The sequence below is a fragment of the Streptosporangium sp. NPDC050148 genome (assembly GCF_055586505.1).
In genome coordinates this window covers 26,376-41,373 of sequence record NZ_JBVJIA010000022.1, presented here as the reverse complement: position 1 = coordinate 41,373, position 14,998 = coordinate 26,376, and the positions used below count along the sequence as shown (strand labels likewise).

At 74.1% G+C, this 14,998-nt stretch carries 13 protein-coding genes; 5 read left to right on the top strand and 8 right to left on the bottom strand.

Features of this window, described 5'->3' with window-relative positions:
- Positions 1-119: 119 nt before the first annotated feature.
- Positions 120-1,025, bottom strand: a complete 906-nt coding sequence (locus ACZ6RT_RS24235; RefSeq protein WP_470156276.1) for a DMT family transporter — start codon at positions 1,023-1,025, stop codon at positions 120-122.
- Positions 1,026-1,311: 286 nt separating this feature from the next.
- Between ACZ6RT_RS24235 and ACZ6RT_RS24230 the strand changes: the two genes are divergently transcribed.
- Positions 1,312-1,734, top strand: a complete 423-nt coding sequence (locus ACZ6RT_RS24230) for a YkvA family protein (protein ID WP_470156274.1) — start codon at positions 1,312-1,314, stop codon at positions 1,732-1,734.
- 4 nt (positions 1,735-1,738) lie between these two features.
- On the opposite strand, the gene ACZ6RT_RS24225 is transcribed toward ACZ6RT_RS24230, so the two are convergent.
- A complete protein-coding gene (locus ACZ6RT_RS24225) occupies positions 1,739-2,152 on the bottom strand; it encodes a DUF2000 domain-containing protein (protein ID WP_470156272.1) in 414 nt (137 codons plus the stop codon).
- Positions 2,153-2,262: 110 nt separating this feature from the next.
- On the opposite strand from ACZ6RT_RS24225, the gene ACZ6RT_RS24220 reads away from it, so the two are divergent.
- On the top strand, positions 2,263-2,736 hold the full coding sequence (locus ACZ6RT_RS24220; protein ID WP_470156271.1) for an Lrp/AsnC family transcriptional regulator: 474 nt from the start codon (positions 2,263-2,265) through the stop codon (positions 2,734-2,736).
- Positions 2,737-2,834: 98 nt separating this feature from the next.
- Here ACZ6RT_RS24220 and ACZ6RT_RS24215 read toward each other — a convergent pair whose 3' ends face one another.
- Positions 2,835-4,058, bottom strand: a complete 1,224-nt coding sequence (locus ACZ6RT_RS24215) for a winged helix DNA-binding domain-containing protein (RefSeq protein WP_470156269.1) — start codon at positions 4,056-4,058, stop codon at positions 2,835-2,837.
- Positions 4,059-4,153: 95 nt separating this feature from the next.
- Between ACZ6RT_RS24215 and ACZ6RT_RS24210 the strand changes: the two genes are divergently transcribed.
- Together ACZ6RT_RS24210 and ACZ6RT_RS24205 are read left to right on the top strand one after the other, a co-directional pair.
- A complete protein-coding gene (locus ACZ6RT_RS24210) occupies positions 4,154-4,786 on the top strand; it encodes a TetR/AcrR family transcriptional regulator (RefSeq protein ID WP_470156267.1) in 633 nt (210 codons plus the stop codon).
- Positions 4,787-4,972: 186 nt separating this feature from the next.
- Complete coding sequence (locus tag ACZ6RT_RS24205) at positions 4,973-5,434, top strand: VOC family protein (protein WP_470156265.1); 462 nt, start codon at positions 4,973-4,975, stop codon at positions 5,432-5,434.
- A 101-nt stretch (positions 5,435-5,535) separates the two neighbouring features.
- Here ACZ6RT_RS24205 and ACZ6RT_RS24200 read toward each other — a convergent pair whose 3' ends face one another.
- The 4 genes from ACZ6RT_RS24200 to ACZ6RT_RS24185 form a co-directional block, all read right to left on the bottom strand.
- A complete protein-coding gene (locus tag ACZ6RT_RS24200) occupies positions 5,536-5,904 on the bottom strand; it encodes a VOC family protein (protein WP_399193001.1) in 369 nt (122 codons plus the stop codon).
- Between the two features lie 155 nt (positions 5,905-6,059).
- A complete protein-coding gene (locus tag ACZ6RT_RS24195; protein ID WP_470156263.1) occupies positions 6,060-6,584 on the bottom strand; it encodes a DinB family protein in 525 nt (174 codons plus the stop codon).
- Positions 6,585-6,794: 210 nt separating this feature from the next.
- Positions 6,795-10,961, bottom strand: a complete 4,167-nt coding sequence (locus ACZ6RT_RS24190; protein ID WP_470156261.1) for an AAA family ATPase — start codon at positions 10,959-10,961, stop codon at positions 6,795-6,797.
- Entirely contained in the window at positions 10,962-12,089 is a 1,128-nt protein-coding gene (locus ACZ6RT_RS24185; protein ID WP_399193007.1) for an exonuclease SbcCD subunit D, read from the bottom strand.
- A gap of 140 nt (positions 12,090-12,229) precedes the next feature.
- Here ACZ6RT_RS24185 and ACZ6RT_RS24180 point away from each other — a divergent pair, with 140 nt between their 5' ends.
- A complete protein-coding gene (locus ACZ6RT_RS24180) occupies positions 12,230-13,744 on the top strand; it encodes an alpha/beta hydrolase family protein (RefSeq protein ID WP_399193009.1) in 1,515 nt (504 codons plus the stop codon).
- Positions 13,745-13,918: 174 nt separating this feature from the next.
- Here the strand turns inward: ACZ6RT_RS24180 and ACZ6RT_RS24175 are convergent, their stop codons facing one another.
- The gene (locus ACZ6RT_RS24175) at positions 13,919-14,992 is read right to left on the bottom strand and encodes an alpha/beta hydrolase (protein WP_470156258.1); all 1,074 of its coding nucleotides are present in this window, start codon (positions 14,990-14,992) and stop codon (positions 13,919-13,921) included.
- Positions 14,993-14,998: the final 6 nt, after the last annotated feature.

Genomic DNA, 14,998 nt, shown 5'->3' with positions numbered 1-14,998 from the left:
CGGCGGGGAGTGACCCCGGGAGGACGGCGGGGGCATCCTCGGGGAGGACGGCGGGGAACTGCCCGGGAAGAACGACGGGGAGGTGTCCCGGCGACGGTGCGCCGGGCCGCTCCCCGGTGTCACGGCCGTGGTCCGCGACGGCTGATGATCACTCCGGTGAGGCAGAGCGCGCCTCCGGCCAGGGCCGCCCACGGAGGCACCTCCCCGAGGAGCAGCCAGGCCATGAGGGTGCTCAGCGGGGCCGCCAGGTACGTCATCGCTCCCATCCGCCCCGCCGTCGAGCGGGACAGGGCGTACCCCCAGGCGGTGAAGGCGACGGCGGTGGGGAAGACGCCGAGGTAGACGGTCCAGGTGATCGCGGACGTCGACGCCCGGGGCAGCTCGTCGAGGAGCTGCGGTGTGAAGGGGAGGCAGAAGACCGCGCCGATGACGCATCCCAGCCAGGTGATGACGAGGACGGACGACCTGTCGAGCAGGGGTTTCTGCGAGACGACCCCTGCCGCGTAGGTGATGGCGGCCACGAGGGCGAGGAGGCTGCCGAGCCCTGCCGAGACGTTCTGCGAGGCGGTGGCCGTGCCGATGACGACGACCCCCGAGAAGGCGACGGCGCAGCCGATCAGCAGCGGCCTGGGGAAGCCCTCCTTGAGGACGAGACCGGCGAGCAGCGCGATGAGGACCGGCCCGAGGCTGACGATCATGGCCGCGGTACCGGCGTCGATCAGCTGCTCCGACCAGTTGAGCGTGACGTTGTACACGCCGAACCAGAGGAAGCCGTAGAAGACGAGCAGGGGCAGATCGCTCCGCGAGGGCATCGCCTCCCTGCGGGCCAGGACGAACACACCGAGGGCCAGGCTGCCGACGGTCAGCCGGGCGAGCGAGAGGGCTCCGGGCGACAGGTCGGTGCCCGCCGCCCGGACGCCGACGAAGGCGGAGGCCCAGAGCACCACGGCGACCAGCCCGGCGGCCACGACCCGGAGCGGTTCGCGTCGCTTCGCGGCAGGGGGATCGACGATCGGCGGAATCACGGTTGTTCTCCTGCTTTCCGGCCATACGCCATCGACGCGACATCACGCTGGAACGCGCCGGGACCACCGAGGGTCTCGTCAGCGAGGTCGCGTGCCATCTGTCATTCTTCCGGGGGAAGCAACCGGTTTTCGGCCATGGCCGCGGCCGATTCGGGCATGCTCGCGATCGGACCGGCCGTGACCATGGCCGTGGCCTCGACCGGGCCGGTCGCGACCGGGTCATGTCGGCGCCGGTCCGATCGTCACGGTCCGGCGAGGACGAGCGGGTGGGGACGGGAGGGGCACCGTGTGGTGGGACGTCGCACTCGGCGTGGGCGTCGCGCTGGTGGCCGGGTGGCTGCTGCTGATCGTGGCGCTGCTCGTCGTCCGGCCCGAGGCCGGGCTGCTGCGCGAGGCCCTGCGGATCCTGCCCGACCTGCTGCGCCTGCTCCGGCGGCTGGCCGCCGACGAGAGCCTGCCGCGCGGCGTGCGGATCCGGCTCGGCCTGCTGATGCTCTACCTGGCGATGCCGATCGACCTGATCCCGGACTTCATCCCCGTGCTGGGCTACGCCGACGACGCCATCGTCGTCACCGCGGTCCTGCGCGGCGTGGTGCGACGGGCCGGGCTGGAGGCGGTACGCGGCCACTGGCCCGGCACCCCCGCGGGGTTCGACGCGCTGTGCCGCCTCACCGGGCTGGGCCCCTCCGGCCCCGGCCCCGGCGCCTGACGCGTCAGCCGTGGAGCGGCAACCGTTTGGTCAGCGCCGTGACCCGGTTACGCGGGCCGAACACCGCGACGGCGACGTACTCGACGTCCTCCCCCGGTGTCGCGGCCAGCGCGGTGAGGTAGTCGTCGTAGTCGCGGGCGTGCCGGGCCACCTCGTTGAAACCCACCGTGATCAGATCCTCCCGGGCGCGGGCCCGGTCGTGCAGTTCTCGCAGCCGGTCACCGGAGGCGGTGAGCACGGGGACGGGGTGGGGGTTCAGCCCGGCGTGCACCCCGCCCGAGGCGTCCTTCCCCTCCGCCGCCGGTGGATCGGGCAGCCGCCCTCCCAGGCTCAGCCCGACCACGGCGGCGGCGTTCACCGCCAGCGCGGCAGGCAGGCCGTCACGGACCACCAGGACCAGCTTCGTCGCCAGAACCACGACGTACTCCTTTTCAGATGAACACCGATTCGCCGTCGAAGCTAGTCACATGCGTGCCGTACGGAGCGTCCGGGCGAACGAACGGCCGGAATCGGGAGGAGAATGCGAGCGTGGACGAACTTGATACGGAGATCATCCGGCTTCTCCAGACAGATGCGCGGCAGTCCAACCGGGAGCTCGCCCGCAGACTCGGCGTGGCGCCCTCGACCTGCCTGGAACGGGTGCGCGCGCTCACCCGGCGCGGCGTCATCCGTGGCTACCACGCCGACATCGACCACGCCTCGCTCAACCGCGGCGTCCAGGCCATGGTGTCGGTTCAGGTCCGCCCCCTGAACCGGACGGTCATCGACACCTTCAAGGACTCCGTGGCCCGGCTCCCGGAGGTGGTCAGCGTCTTCGTGCTCGCCGGCGGCGACGACTTCCTCCTCCACGTCGCCCTCCAGGACCTCGACCACCTGCACGCCTTCCTCCTGGACCGGCTCAGCAAGCGCCGGGAGATCACCGGATTCCGCACGTCGGTGATCTTCCAGCGCGTCCACAACACCGTGCTGAGCAGGCTCCCGGAGCCTCCTCCCCCGGCGTGAGCCACCGGCTCGTCGGCCGTGTCACGGCCCGGCGATCACGGCCTCCCCGCGGCGCCCGGCCGTCACGAGGACGGGACCGGGGAACCGGGGCCGCCGTCCTAGAGCGGAGTCGTGTCGGCGGGCGGTTGGGCTTTCATCGCGGGCGAGCCGTAGACGGTCGGGACGCGGAAACCGCCGAGCCATTCGGTCAGGCGCGCCGCCTCGTCGTCGAGGGCTCGGCGCGCCGAAGCCGGTACCGGCTCCAGCAACCGCACCCGTACGACACCGGCGTCGTCCTGTACCCAGCAGCCCACCACCCGGCCGTCGGCCCAGGCGGTCGTGCCGGCGTTGCCCCGGCGGTCGAAGAGCCGGTCGCGGTGCGGGCCGAGGTAGAAGTCGCGTCCCTGCCAGCCCATGACGGTCGGATCGAGCACCGGCAGCAGGGCCGCCCACGGGCCGGGGTCGGGGGTCTCGTCGAGGTCGTCGGGCAGCACCCAGCCGGTGGCGCCCCGGTCGAGGGAGACCGCGACCGCGTCGAGCGCCGCGAGTGCCGTCCGTACCGCCGTCTTGGTGGCTCCCAGCCACCACGCGAGGTCGTCCACGGTGCCGGGCCCGAACGAGTACAACCAGCGGCGCACGATCTCGCGGTAGCCGTCGTCGGCGCTCATGGTCGCGGGGACGTCGCCGAGCCAGTGCCGCATCAGGGTCCAGCGCGGCCGCGAGGTGTACCAGCGGGCGGCGTTGACGCCGCGCACGATGTCGGCGGTGGCGCCGAGGTGGGTCAGGACGCGCGACGCCGACCACGGGTCGGTCGGTGAGACCGTCACCCTGACGTCGATCATCGGTACCGCCCGGCGGATCTCCAGGGCCGAGCGGCCGTCGGGCGCGTCGGCGAGCGCCGCGAGGACCTCGGCGCGAGCGCGGTCGAGCCAGTCGTCGCCGTCGGCGGCGAGCCCGGCCCTGACCACGTCCTTGGCCATGCGGGCCCGTTCGTTGCCCGCGACCCGGGCTGACGCGCTGGGCCACACCGCGGGCAGCAGGTCGCGCGGGAAGACGAAGAGGGTACGGCGCATGGCCAGCTGTTTCACGAGGTCGCGGTCGTCGTAGAGGGCCCGGTCGACGTCGGCGAGCGTGAGGGACGCGACGCGCGCCCGGCAGGACAGGTGGACGGTCGCGGGCTCGGTGGCGTGCAGCACGGTCATCGCCCGGGTGGCGGCCTGCGGGGAACCGACGCGGAACGCCGGGGCCAGCGCGTGCCGGACGGCGAGTCGGGCGCGGCGTTCGTCGTCGGACATATGGCGCATCGCGCCATGGTGCCACAGCCGGTCCCTGATGACGGGCATATCGAGACCTTCAAGTTTCGAAACTACCCAGTATCGGAACTTGGCAGTTCCGATACTGGCTGGTATCGTTTCTTTGACGAGAGAGGAGGTGGACCATGACGGAAGGCACGCCGGACGGTGACGGCACATCCCCGCCCGAACAGACCGGACGTACCGGCAGGAAGCGGGATCACACGCGAGACGCCCAGATTCTCGACGCGACCCTCGACGTCCTCGCCGAGGTCGGCTACTCCGGCATGACCATGGACATGGTCGCGGCACGGGCGAAGGCGGGAAAGGCCACCGTCTACCGGCGCTGGTCCTCCAAGGGCGAGCTCGTCGTCGACGCGATCGCCCGGATGAAGTCCGGCAAGGCCGATGTGGGGAACCTGCCCGACACCGGCACGCTCCGCGGCGACCTCCTGGCCCTCTACAGGCCGCAGACGATCGAGGAGGGCGAGCGGACCCTGAGGATCATGACCGCGCTCGCCTCGATGATCTCCACCGACCCCACCTTCGCCGAGGCCGCCGACACCGCGCTCGTGAAGCCGTGGGCCGACGCGCACCTCGCGTTCATGCGCCGTGCCGTGGACCGCGGCGAGATCCCGGCGACGGCCGACATCGAGACGCTCTCCCGGGTCGTCCCGACGATGGCCGCCTACCGCGCGCTCGTCCAGCGCAGGCCCTTCGACCGCGAGTTCCTCGTCACCCTGGTCGACGGCGTGATCATGCCCGCGCTGCTCGGATAACCGCGCCTCGAACGACCCGCGCCACCCGGACGATCCGATCGGCGGCGCGCCGGCCACCCGGCCGGTTCCGGCGTTGGAACCTTCTCACCCCACATCGTCCTTCCCGGCCGACGCCGTTCTCGTCACCGGGCAGGCCGGGCGCCCGACCGCGCCCGAAACCCGTCACCAACGAACCGAGGAGCCGTCATGGCCATCACCACCACCACCCACCTGAACTTCCGCGGCGACGCCCGCGCGGCGCTGGAGTTCTACCGGACCGTGTTCGGCGGTCACCTCACCACCGTCGCGTACGGCGACTTCGGCATGCCGAAGGAGATGCCCGACGCCGACAGGATCGTCTTTGGCCAGGTCACGGCCGACAACGGCTTCACCGTCATGGCCTACGACGTGCCCTCCCAGGCACCGGCCGCCGCCGCACCCGCCGCCACCACCCGCGAGCACGGCATGACGCTGACCGGCGAGCGGTTCTTCGTGTCCGTCCGCGGCGAGACCGTCGAGGAGGTCGGCGCGCTCTGGGACAGGCTCGCCGAGGGCGCCGACGTCATCGAGAAGTACGGCCCGTCGCAGTGGGCCCCGGGCTTCGGGATGCTGACCGACCGCTTCGGCGTCACCTGGATCCTCGACGTCGCCGCCCCGTACAACGGCTGACCGCCGACGCATCCGTCCGGTGCGGGGCGGCCGGGAATGCCTCCCCGGACCATCCGCGCCCCGGATGACGTGCCGGTCCGGGGCCGCACGCCGACCGGCCGCTACTCCGGCCCTCCGTCCGCGGATGTGTCGAGGTAGAGGCAGAAGGGGTGCCCGGCCGGGTCGAGGAGCACCCGTACCGTCTCCTGCGGCTGGTGGTCGGCGAGCGTCGCCCCCGCCTCGACGGCGTGCGCGACCGCGGCCTCGAGGTCGTCGACCTCCAGGTCGAGGTGCATCATCATCTGCTGGCGGCCGTCGGTGGCCGGCCAGACAGGCCGCACGTAATCCGACTCCGTCTGGAAGCCCATGTAGGCGACGCCGTCGGGCGGCATGACCACCACCCACTCCGACTCCTCCGTGGTGATCTTCCACCCGAGGAGACGCACGTAGAACCGTGCGAGCTCCCCCGCCTCGGGTGCGTCGAGCACCACACCCCACGACCGTGACCCTGAACGTCCGCGCATGGGGGCGTCATGCCCGAGGAGATCACGATCATGCGGTCTCCCGCGCCGGACGGCACGGCGCGGGCCGGAATGTGGCGCCCGGTCTCGGCGCGAGGGGACGGCCTGCATGCGGGTGCCCGATTTCACACGCCTATCGCCCCGTCGATCCGCTCGCGCAGCAGATCGGCGTGCCCGTTGTGCCGGGCGTACTCCTCGATCATGTGGATGAGCACCCAGCGCAGCGACACGGTCCCCCGCCACGAGTCCTCGCCCACGATGTCGAGGTCGGGCGCGCCCGTGACGAACTCGGTGGCGAACGCCACCTCGGCGTGCCACGCCTCCCACGCCTCGGCGACGACGGCGGGATCGGGCACCGCGCCGTCGAAGTCCCGATCGGGGTCGGCCTCCGAGGAGAACAGCGGTGGCGCGTCCTGCCCGGCCAACACCCGCCGGAACCAGCGGCGTTCCACATCGGCCAGGTGCCGGACCAGTCCGAGCAGTGAGAGTGTGGAGGGCTCCACGGAGCGCCGGGACAGTTCCGTGTCCAGGCCCGCGCACTTCAACCGCAGGGTCGTACGCTGGGCCGCCAGGACGTCGACGAGCATGCTCCGCTCGCCGGCGGTGGCGGAGGTGCCGAACCGATGGTCGTGCTCGGGGTCGACGAACATCTCAGCTCTTCTACGCGCGCCGGTCATATCCATCATTATCGGACCTGACGGAACCGGCGCCGCGCCTGACGGCCCGACCGGTCGCGGAGAGCCCGCCATGCCGCCCGGCCGCGTCGCTCGCGGGGCGGCGGCCGGAGCCCGGCGTCGTGGCCGGTACGGCTTCCTCGTCCACATTCGGGCGGCGAGTCTAACGCCCACAGCAGGACCGGATCACTGACGGACGGTCGAACCTCGGCGTTCCTTGCGGATGTGCAGCTGGGCGGGCACCCGGGTGCGCAGTTCGGCGACGTGGCTGACGATGCCGACCGCGCGGCCGCCGTCGCGCAGCCCGTCGAGGATGTCCAGCACGCCGTCGAGGGTGTCCTCGTCCAGGGTGCCGAAGCCCTCGTCGACGAAGAGCGTGCCGATGTCCGCTCCCCCGGCCTCGGCGGTGACCACGTCGGCCAGGCCGAGCGCCAGCGCCAGGGAGGTGATGAAGCTCTCCCCGCCCGACAGCGTCGCCGGGTCGCGGCCCACCCCCGTCCAGCTGTCCAGGATGTGCAGGCCCAGCCCGCCGCCGGACCTGCTGCGGTCCCCCGCGGTGCGGTCGCGGCTGTGCTCCAGCAGGTAGCGCCCGCCCGACATGTGGTCGAGCCGCTCGTTGGCCGACTCGACCACCTGCCGCAGGCGCTCGCCGAGCACGTACGACGACAGCCGCATGTTCCACCGGTTGTCGGTGGAGTTGCCGCCGGTCAGCGCGGCGAGCCGTTCGGTCAGGCGGTGATGCTCGGCGGCGGGACGCCAGCGTTCCAGGCAGGCGTCCAGCTCGGCGCGGAGCGCGGTCAGCCGGGCGAGGCGGGCGGCCGCCTGGCTGCGTTCGGACAGCAGGCGGGCGTGGGCGGCGTCCGCGGCGTCGCGCGCCTCGCGCAGGGCGGACAGGTCGGGTTCGGGTTCGGCGGCGGCGGCGACCAGCTCGGGGTCGGCGAGCATCGCGGCGACCGCGGCGCTCTCGGTCGCGAGCTCGCGCAACCGGGCCGTCTTGGCCTCCCGCTCGGCGGGAGGGCGGACCGCGGCGCGGGCGTCGTCGAGATCGAGGAACCCCGCCTCGACGGCGGCGGCCGATGCGCGGTCGCGGGCCGCGACGAGCTCGGCGGTGGTGGACCGCTCGTCCCTGACCGCCTCGACGGCCTCCCTGAGCAGCGCGGCCTCGTCGGCCAGCCGGTCCAGCCGGGCCGAGAGCGTCGGGTCCTGGCCGCGCGCCTCGTCGATGCGCCGTGCCAGCCGTCCTGCCTCGGCGCCGAGCCTGTCGACGTCCGTACGGCGGGAGGCCAGCGCGACGGCCAGCTCCCGCGAGCGTTCCCGGAGCAGGTCGGCCTCGGCGGCGATCTCGCCCGCCCGCGCGGCCAGCTCGGGTTCGGCGCCCGCCGACTCCCGCAGCGCGGCCAGCGCCCGCTCCGCCTCGGCGAGCCCGGAGGCGGCCTCGTGCACGCTCAGCGTGGTCCGCTCGCTCGCCTCGCGGTGGGCGGCGACGGCCTCGACGACGCGGCTCGCGGCGCCGACGGCGGCGGACAGCAGCGCCGCCTCCGCGGCCAGCCGGTCGCGGCGGGCCTGGACCGTGGGGTCGGTTCCCCGGGCCGCGTCCAGGCGGCCGGTCAGGCGTTCGCGCTCGGCCTGCCGGGCTGCGTGGCGGGCCCGGCCCTCGGCCAGGCGCCGGGCGACCTCGGCGGCGGTCTCCCGTGCCGTGTCCAGCTCGGCGGTCAGGCGGCCGACCTCCGCGGCGAGGGTCTCCTCGGCGCCCGCGGCCTCCCGGAGCGCGGCCAGCGCCCGTTCGGCCTGGGCGAGGCTCAGCTCGGCCTCCTCCGCGGTCCGCTCCCCCGCCGTGGCGACGGCCTCCTCCAGGCGGAGGGAGAGGGCCGTGACGTCGGTCTCCGCGGCCCGGCGCCGTTCCATGGCCGTCTCGAGGTCGGCCTGGGCGGTGCGCTCGTCCTCGGCGGTGGGCGCCTCGTCGGCCGCAGCGGCCGGGGCCGGGTGCTCGGGCGAGCCGCAGACCACGCACGCCTCACCCGGGACGAGCTTGGCGGCGAGCTCGGCGGCCATGCCGTCGATCCTGGCCTGCCGGATGTCCTGGTGCCGGTCGCGGAGCCGCTGGGCGCGGTCGACGGCCTCGGCCCGGACGGCCTGGGCGGTCTCCAGCTCGGCACGCAGGACCTCGCGCCGCCGTGCCGCGCCGAGCACCACGCCGGCCGTCTCGGCCTCGGCCCGTGCCGTCGGGACGCGCGCCGCGGCCGCCCTGGCCTCCTCCAGGCGGGTGGCCACCTCCGCCGACGCGGCGGGCAGTCCCCGCAGGGTCTCCTGGATCCCGGCCTCGGTCCGGGCGGCCTCGCGCAACTCGGAGCCGAGCCCGTCGAGCTCGGTGTCGAGCTCGGCCAGGCGGGCTTCCTCGCTCCGCAGCCCCTCCAGCCCGGCCAGTTCCTCGCGGCGTTCCCTCTCACCGTCGGCGAGGACCGCGCGGACGTCGTCCGGCCCGTCGGCGCCACCGTCGCCGAAACCGTCGCCGAAACGATCGTCGAGCCCTTCGCCGAAGCGGTCGCCGAGCCCGTCATCGGACCCGTCGCCGAGCCCGCGGCCCAGCCCTTCGCCGAGGTCGGGCGGAAGGGTCGCGAGGCGGGACGCCAGGCCGGCACGGGCGGCGGCCAGCTCGGCGGCGAGGCGGTCACGCTGCTCGGCGGCCCGCAGCCGGGTGACGGCGGCCTCCACCGCCGACTCGGCGGCCGGGACGCGGGCGGAGTCCAGGCGGGCGGAGGTGAGGCGCTCGTCCACCTCGCGCCGGAGCTCCGGGAGGACCTCCAGGCGGGCGTCGGCCACGGCCTGCGCGGCGGCCAGCTTCCCGATCTCGCGGCCGGCGCGCTCCCGTTCCCGTTCGATCTCCGCCAGGCGCGTCTCCTCGGCGCGCAGCTCCCCCAGCCGGGTGATCTCGCTCTGGCGGTCGCGTTCCAGCGCGGCCAGGTGACCGAGCACGGCGCCGCGCCGGTGCGCGTCGGCGGCATCGCGGGCGGCCCGGGGGACGTCCAGGACGCCGTCGGGGCCGCCGGGGCCGTCGGTGGCGTCGGTGGCGTCGGTGTCGGTGTCGGCGTCGTCGGTGGCGTCGGCATGGTCGGCGTCCCGGCCGTCGCGACCGGTGCCGAGCAGGGCCGGGGACGCGTCGTGAACCCCGGCGGCGTCGAGCAGGGGAAGGGCACGGGCGACGGCTTCGGCGGCCAGCTTCTCGGCCTTGGCCGCGGTCGCGGCGCGCTGCTCGGCCTCCTGGAGCAGCGGCAGCACCCGGTCGGCCGCCGTCGCCTCCTCCAGGACGGCCTCCAGGTGTGCCCGCTCCTCGGCGGTCTCCTCCAGCGCGCGGCTCCTGACCAGCGCCTCGGCGTGGCGCCGGCGCCGGTCGGCGAGTGCCGCGCCGCGCTCCAGGCTCTCGCGTGCCCGCCGTACGGCGTCCTCGCTCCCGGCGTCCCGCGGGTCCAGCCGCGCGACCTCCAGCCGTGCGAGCTCCTCCAGCGCGCGGGCCCAGGCCACCGGGTCGTCCTCCACCGGGAACTCCGCCTGCGACCCTGCCTGCGACCCTGCCGGGAGCTTGGCCGAGGGCTCCGTCGCGACCTCGAACAGGGCTCCCGTCGCGTCCTGCGCGGCGGCTCCCGTCGTGGAGGACGTACCGGCCGCGAGCGCGGCGGTCAGGACGGGACCGGCGGCCTCCTCCAGGCGCTTGACGGCGAAGTCGACCTCCTTGCGCAGCGCCTGCTGCTCACGGAACGCCTCGGTACGCCTGTCCGCGAGCCAGGACTCGGCGGTGGCGTAGATCTTCACCGAGAACAGGCGCTCCAGGACCCTGCGGCGGTCCTCCCCGTCGGCGCGCAGGAACTTGGCGAAGTCCCCCTGGGGCAGCATGGCCACCTGGAGGAACTGCTCGGCGTTCATGCCGAGCAGGGTGCCGACGAACTCCCCCGCCTCGTCGATCCGGGTGGTCAGCCCCACCCACTCCCCGCCCGGCGACAGCTCCTGCAGCAGGGCCTTCTCGTTCTCCCTGGTCGTGCCGGTGCCCCTGAGCTTGGGGCGCTGCCAGGCCGGGGATCGGGTGATCTTCAGCCGGCGGCCCCTGACCGTGACCTCCAGCGCCACGCTGGGCCCGCGGCCGGGCGGCGCGTGGTCGCAGCGCAGGCTCTTGGCGCTGTCGCGCCTGCCGGGCACCCTGCCGTACAGGGCGTAGCAGAGCGCGTCGAGCACGGTGGTCTTGCCCGCGCCGGTGGGGCCGTGGATCAGGAAGAGCCCGGCCTCGGCGAGGGCGTCGAAGTCGACCTGCTCCTCTCCGGGGAAGGAACCGAACGCGCTGATCCACAGACGGTGCGGGCGCATCTACGCCATCGCCTCCTTGGTGCGGGAGGCCTCCACGGCCTCGCGCAGCAGCCGGGTCTCCTCGGGGTCGGCGGCCTCGCCGCGTACCTCGCGGACGAAGTCGAGGGCGACGTCGATCTCGGCGCGCCCGGCCACCCGGGGACGGGTCACGACGTCGTCCGGGCCGCCCTCGGGTTCGAAGGACAGGGCGAGCGTGTGCGGGAAGCGGGCCCGGAGCCGTTCCATCGCCCCCTTGGGCCGGATCCGGTCGACGAGCGTCACCTGCAGCCAGTGGTCCTCGTGGCGGGCGTGCTCGGGCGAGGTGAGCAGGTCGTCGATGCGGCCGGTGAGGCGGGCGACCGGCCTGGGCACCGGCGCCTCGACGAACTCGGCGCCCTCGAACCCGGCGGGGCCGAGGTCGACCAGCCAGGAGCCCTTCACCTGACCGGCCTCGGAGAAGGAGTAGGCGATGGGGGAACCGGAGTAGCGGACGGTCTCGCTCATCCGCTGGCGGCCGTGCAGATGGCCCAGCGCCGCGTAGTCGACGCCGTCGAAGACCCGCACCGGGACGTGGGCCACGCCTCCCACGCTGATGTCGCGCTCGCTGTCGCTGCCCTGCCCGCCGGTCACGAACGCGTGGGCCAGGACCACCGACCGGGTGCCCCGGCGCCGCAGGTCCTCGTGGATCAGCGACATGGCGTGCCCGACCGCGGCGGTGTGGGTGCGCTCGGGCAGCTCCCAGGCCACCCGTACCAGCTCGGGCTCCAGGTAGGGGATGCCGTAGAAGGCGACGTCGTCGATGACGACCGGCTCGCCGACGCGTGCGGGGTCGGTGCGCAGGTGGACGCCCGCCGCGTCGATGAGCTCGGCGCCGAAGCCGAGACGGCGCGCCGAGTCGTGGTTGCCGCTGATCAGCACGGTGCGCACGCGGGCGTCGACCAGCCGGCGCAGCGCCTGGTTGCACAGCTCGACCGCGTCGACCGAGGGCAGCGCCCGGTCGTAGACGTCACCGGAGACCACGACCACGTCGATCCGCTCCGACCTGACCGTCTCGATCAGGTGGTCGACGAAGACGCCCTGGGCGGCCAGGAGGCTCTCCCGGTGGAACGAGCGGCCCAGATGCCAGTCCGATGTGTGCAGCACCCGCATGTCGCACGAAGCTAACAGGACTCAGCGACAAATGTGGCCACTCGCGTCACGCGGATCCCCCGCCCTGTCGGGGGTTCGGGGTCGTGAGTAGGCTTGAAGATCGAAGGGAACGATACCGGAGAGCGGGGGCGTAAAGGCGAGTGACGAACGGGGATCGGATCGGCCTGCAGGCCGGCCGTGGCGTTCTGAGCGTCGCCGCCGGCCTGATCCTGGTCGCCCTGGCGACGGTGGGCTACACGCTGCCGCCGTCGTTCGACCCGACGCCGCTGCGCGTCGACCCGGTCTTCCGGACACTCCCGCCGCAGCCGTCCGCCGAGGTCGTGCCGGTCGCGGCGACCGCGCGGATCAGCGTCAGCGAGGTCACCGTCACCGCCGAGGACGGTACGCCGCTGCGGGCCACGATCCGCGCGCCGCTCACCCCGGGCAGGCACCCGGCGATGGTCTTCGTACAGGGGGCCGGAGCAGGGACGCGGGGCGAGTTCACCAGCCAGGCCGAGTGGCTGGCCAGGGCCGGCATCGTCACGCTCGCCTACGACAAGCGCACCGTGGGCTACGACTTCCGGCACCGTGACTTCGCCCTGCTGGCCCGCGACGCCGTGCGCGTCCTGCGGGAGCTGCGCGGGCGCGCCGACGTCGACCCGGCCAGGGTGGGGCTGTGGGGGGTGAGCGAGGGGAGCTGGGTGGTGCCCATCGCCGCGACCCAGAGCGACGAGGTCGGGTTCACCGTGCTGGTGTCGGCCCCCAACGTCTCCCCCATGCGGCAGGTGACGTGGGCGCTGGGCGAGCAGCTGGACCGGCTGTACGCCCCGCCCGGGGTACGCGAGCTGCTCATCCGGGCGATGGGCGCCGTCGACATGAACTTCCTGCGCTACGACGGCCTGCCCGCGCTGCGCCAGATGCGGCAGCCGGTCCTGGCCCTGTACGGCACCCGTGACCCGTCGATCCCGTTCGTGGAGAGCAGCAAGGCGCTGACCGGCGCGCTCACCGAGGGCGGCAACCCGAACTACACGATCCGCTACCTGCGGGGCGCCGACCACGGCATGCGCCTGCACGGCGGCCCCTTCGCCCCCGGTTACCTGCAGACGCTCGCCAACTGGATCCGGGGGCTGCCGGGCACGGCCACGCCGTCGGTGCACATCGCCGGCGCCACGCCGGTCCAGCGCCTGGAGGCCAGCGACGTGCCCGCCGCCCCCTGGTACGCCGGGGGGACGGTCATCGGGCTGGCGCTCTGCCTGGCGGCGGTGGGCTACGTGGTCGGCCCGGTGGCCGAGATGGCCGCCCGGATCCGCGGCCGGGCGGCCGCGGAGACCAACGCCCGCATCTGGCCGCCGATCCGCCGCCGCTTCCGCCGGATGGCGTGGACCGGGGTCGGGCTGCTGGTCTCGGTGCCGGCGTTCATCGTCCTGCTGGTGCTGTTCTCGGTCAACCAGGCCGGGGCCTGGCCCGCGGTACTGGCCGGATGGCTGGTCATCAGGATCCTGGCGCTGCTGATGCTGCTGCAGGAGGTCACGGGCGTGGCGGCCGTCGTCGAGGGGTTGCGCGAGGGCTGGCAGCCCTCGCGTCCCCAGAGTCTCGCCGTGGCCGGGGCACTGGGCGGCACCGGCCTGCTGCTGGTGGCCGCGGCCTACTACGGCCTGTTCTCCTTCCCCCTGTAGGGACCGGGTCCCCGCGAAGATCGGGTCACGGGGATCGAGGTGATGGGAAACGTCCGTTCGCATCCCTTTGGTACGCGTGAGCCGTTCGGCAGGTCGCCCGCGGCCGGGCCCGGATCGGGTTCCGCCCGTGGCGGCGGATGGGCGGTGGGCAGACCGCGGGCGGACGGCGGCAGGCTAGAGGTGGCCGCCGAGCCAGCGGTCGATCTCGGCGAGCACGCGCTCGCGGACCGGTTCGGGCGAGAGCACCAGGTCGTGCATGCCGCCCGCGATCCGGACGCACGTCACGTGCGGGCCGATGCTGGTCGACCAGCGGGCGATCTGCCGGGGGTCGAGCACCACGTCGGCGCCGCGCGCCTCGGGGGCGAAGGCGCGCAGCCGCAGTCCCTTCTCGGCGCAGAGCACCAGCACCGGCACGTCCACCCCCAGGCCGCCGTGCAGCCTGCGCTGTGCCCGGCGGACCGCGGCCAGCCAGGCCGCGTGCACCGGGAACCCGCCGATGGGCTTCCACTCCAGGTCGAAGTCCCACTCGCCGTGGTGGGTGCGGTGCAGGCTCGTGCCGTACGCGGTGGCCGCCACCAGGGGCAGGACGGCCCCGGCGGGCAGCCGGGACAGCGGGCCGCGCAGCAGGTCGGCGGCGGCCCGCAGGGGTGAGGGGACGTTGAGGTCGAGGAAGGGGCTGTTGAGCACCAGGGCCTGGACCAGGCCCCGGCCGCGGACCCGGTCGGCCCAGAGCGGGGCGATCAGGCCGCCGGTGGAGTGGGCGTTGAGGACGACCCGCTCGTGCCCGTCCCGCTCGCGGACGACCCGTACGGCCTCGTCGATCTCGGGGAAGTACTCGGTGAGGCTGCGCACGAACCCGCGGGTCTGGTGCGGCAGCAGCGAGCGGCCGTACTTGCGCAGGTCCAGCCCGTAGAAGTCGAAGCCCCGGGCGACGAAGTGGTCGGCCAGGTGGGTCTGGAAGAAGTAGTCGGTGAAGCCGTGCACGTACAGCACGGCTCCGCGGGCGGGGCCGTCGGCCCGCCGCCGCACCAGCGAGGCCACCACCGGCCCCTCGTGGTCGTCGGCCATCGGCAGGACCGTGAGCTCGTAACCGGGGCCGAGAACGTCGGGGGCGGGAACGTCGGAGGCGGGAACGTCGGGACCGGGAACGGCGGGGGCAGGCACGGCGGGAGCGGGAAGCGCGGGGCGGAGGACGTCGAGGGAGGGGACGCCGGGAGCGGGAACGTCGGGGGAGGGAACGTCGGACATGGTGCT

Coding starts and splice junctions, on each gene's coding strand:
- ACZ6RT_RS24185 (WP_399193007.1), bottom strand. CDS start 12,089: ATGCGGGTGCTGCACACATCGGACTGGCATCTGGGCCGCTCGTTCCAC.
- ACZ6RT_RS24190 (WP_470156261.1), bottom strand. CDS start 10,961: ATGCGCCCGCACCGTCTGTGGATCAGCGCGTTCGGTTCCTTCCCCGGA.
- ACZ6RT_RS24175 (WP_470156258.1), bottom strand. CDS start 14,992: ATGTCCGACGTTCCCTCCCCCGACGTTCCCGCTCCCGGCGTCCCCTCC.
- ACZ6RT_RS24215 (WP_470156269.1), bottom strand. CDS start 4,058: ATGCCCGTCATCAGGGACCGGCTGTGGCACCATGGCGCGATGCGCCAT.
- ACZ6RT_RS24205 (WP_470156265.1), top strand. CDS start 4,973: ATGGCCATCACCACCACCACCCACCTGAACTTCCGCGGCGACGCCCGC.
- ACZ6RT_RS24210 (WP_470156267.1), top strand. CDS start 4,154: ATGACGGAAGGCACGCCGGACGGTGACGGCACATCCCCGCCCGAACAG.
- ACZ6RT_RS24195 (WP_470156263.1), bottom strand. CDS start 6,584: ATGTTCGTCGACCCCGAGCACGACCATCGGTTCGGCACCTCCGCCACC.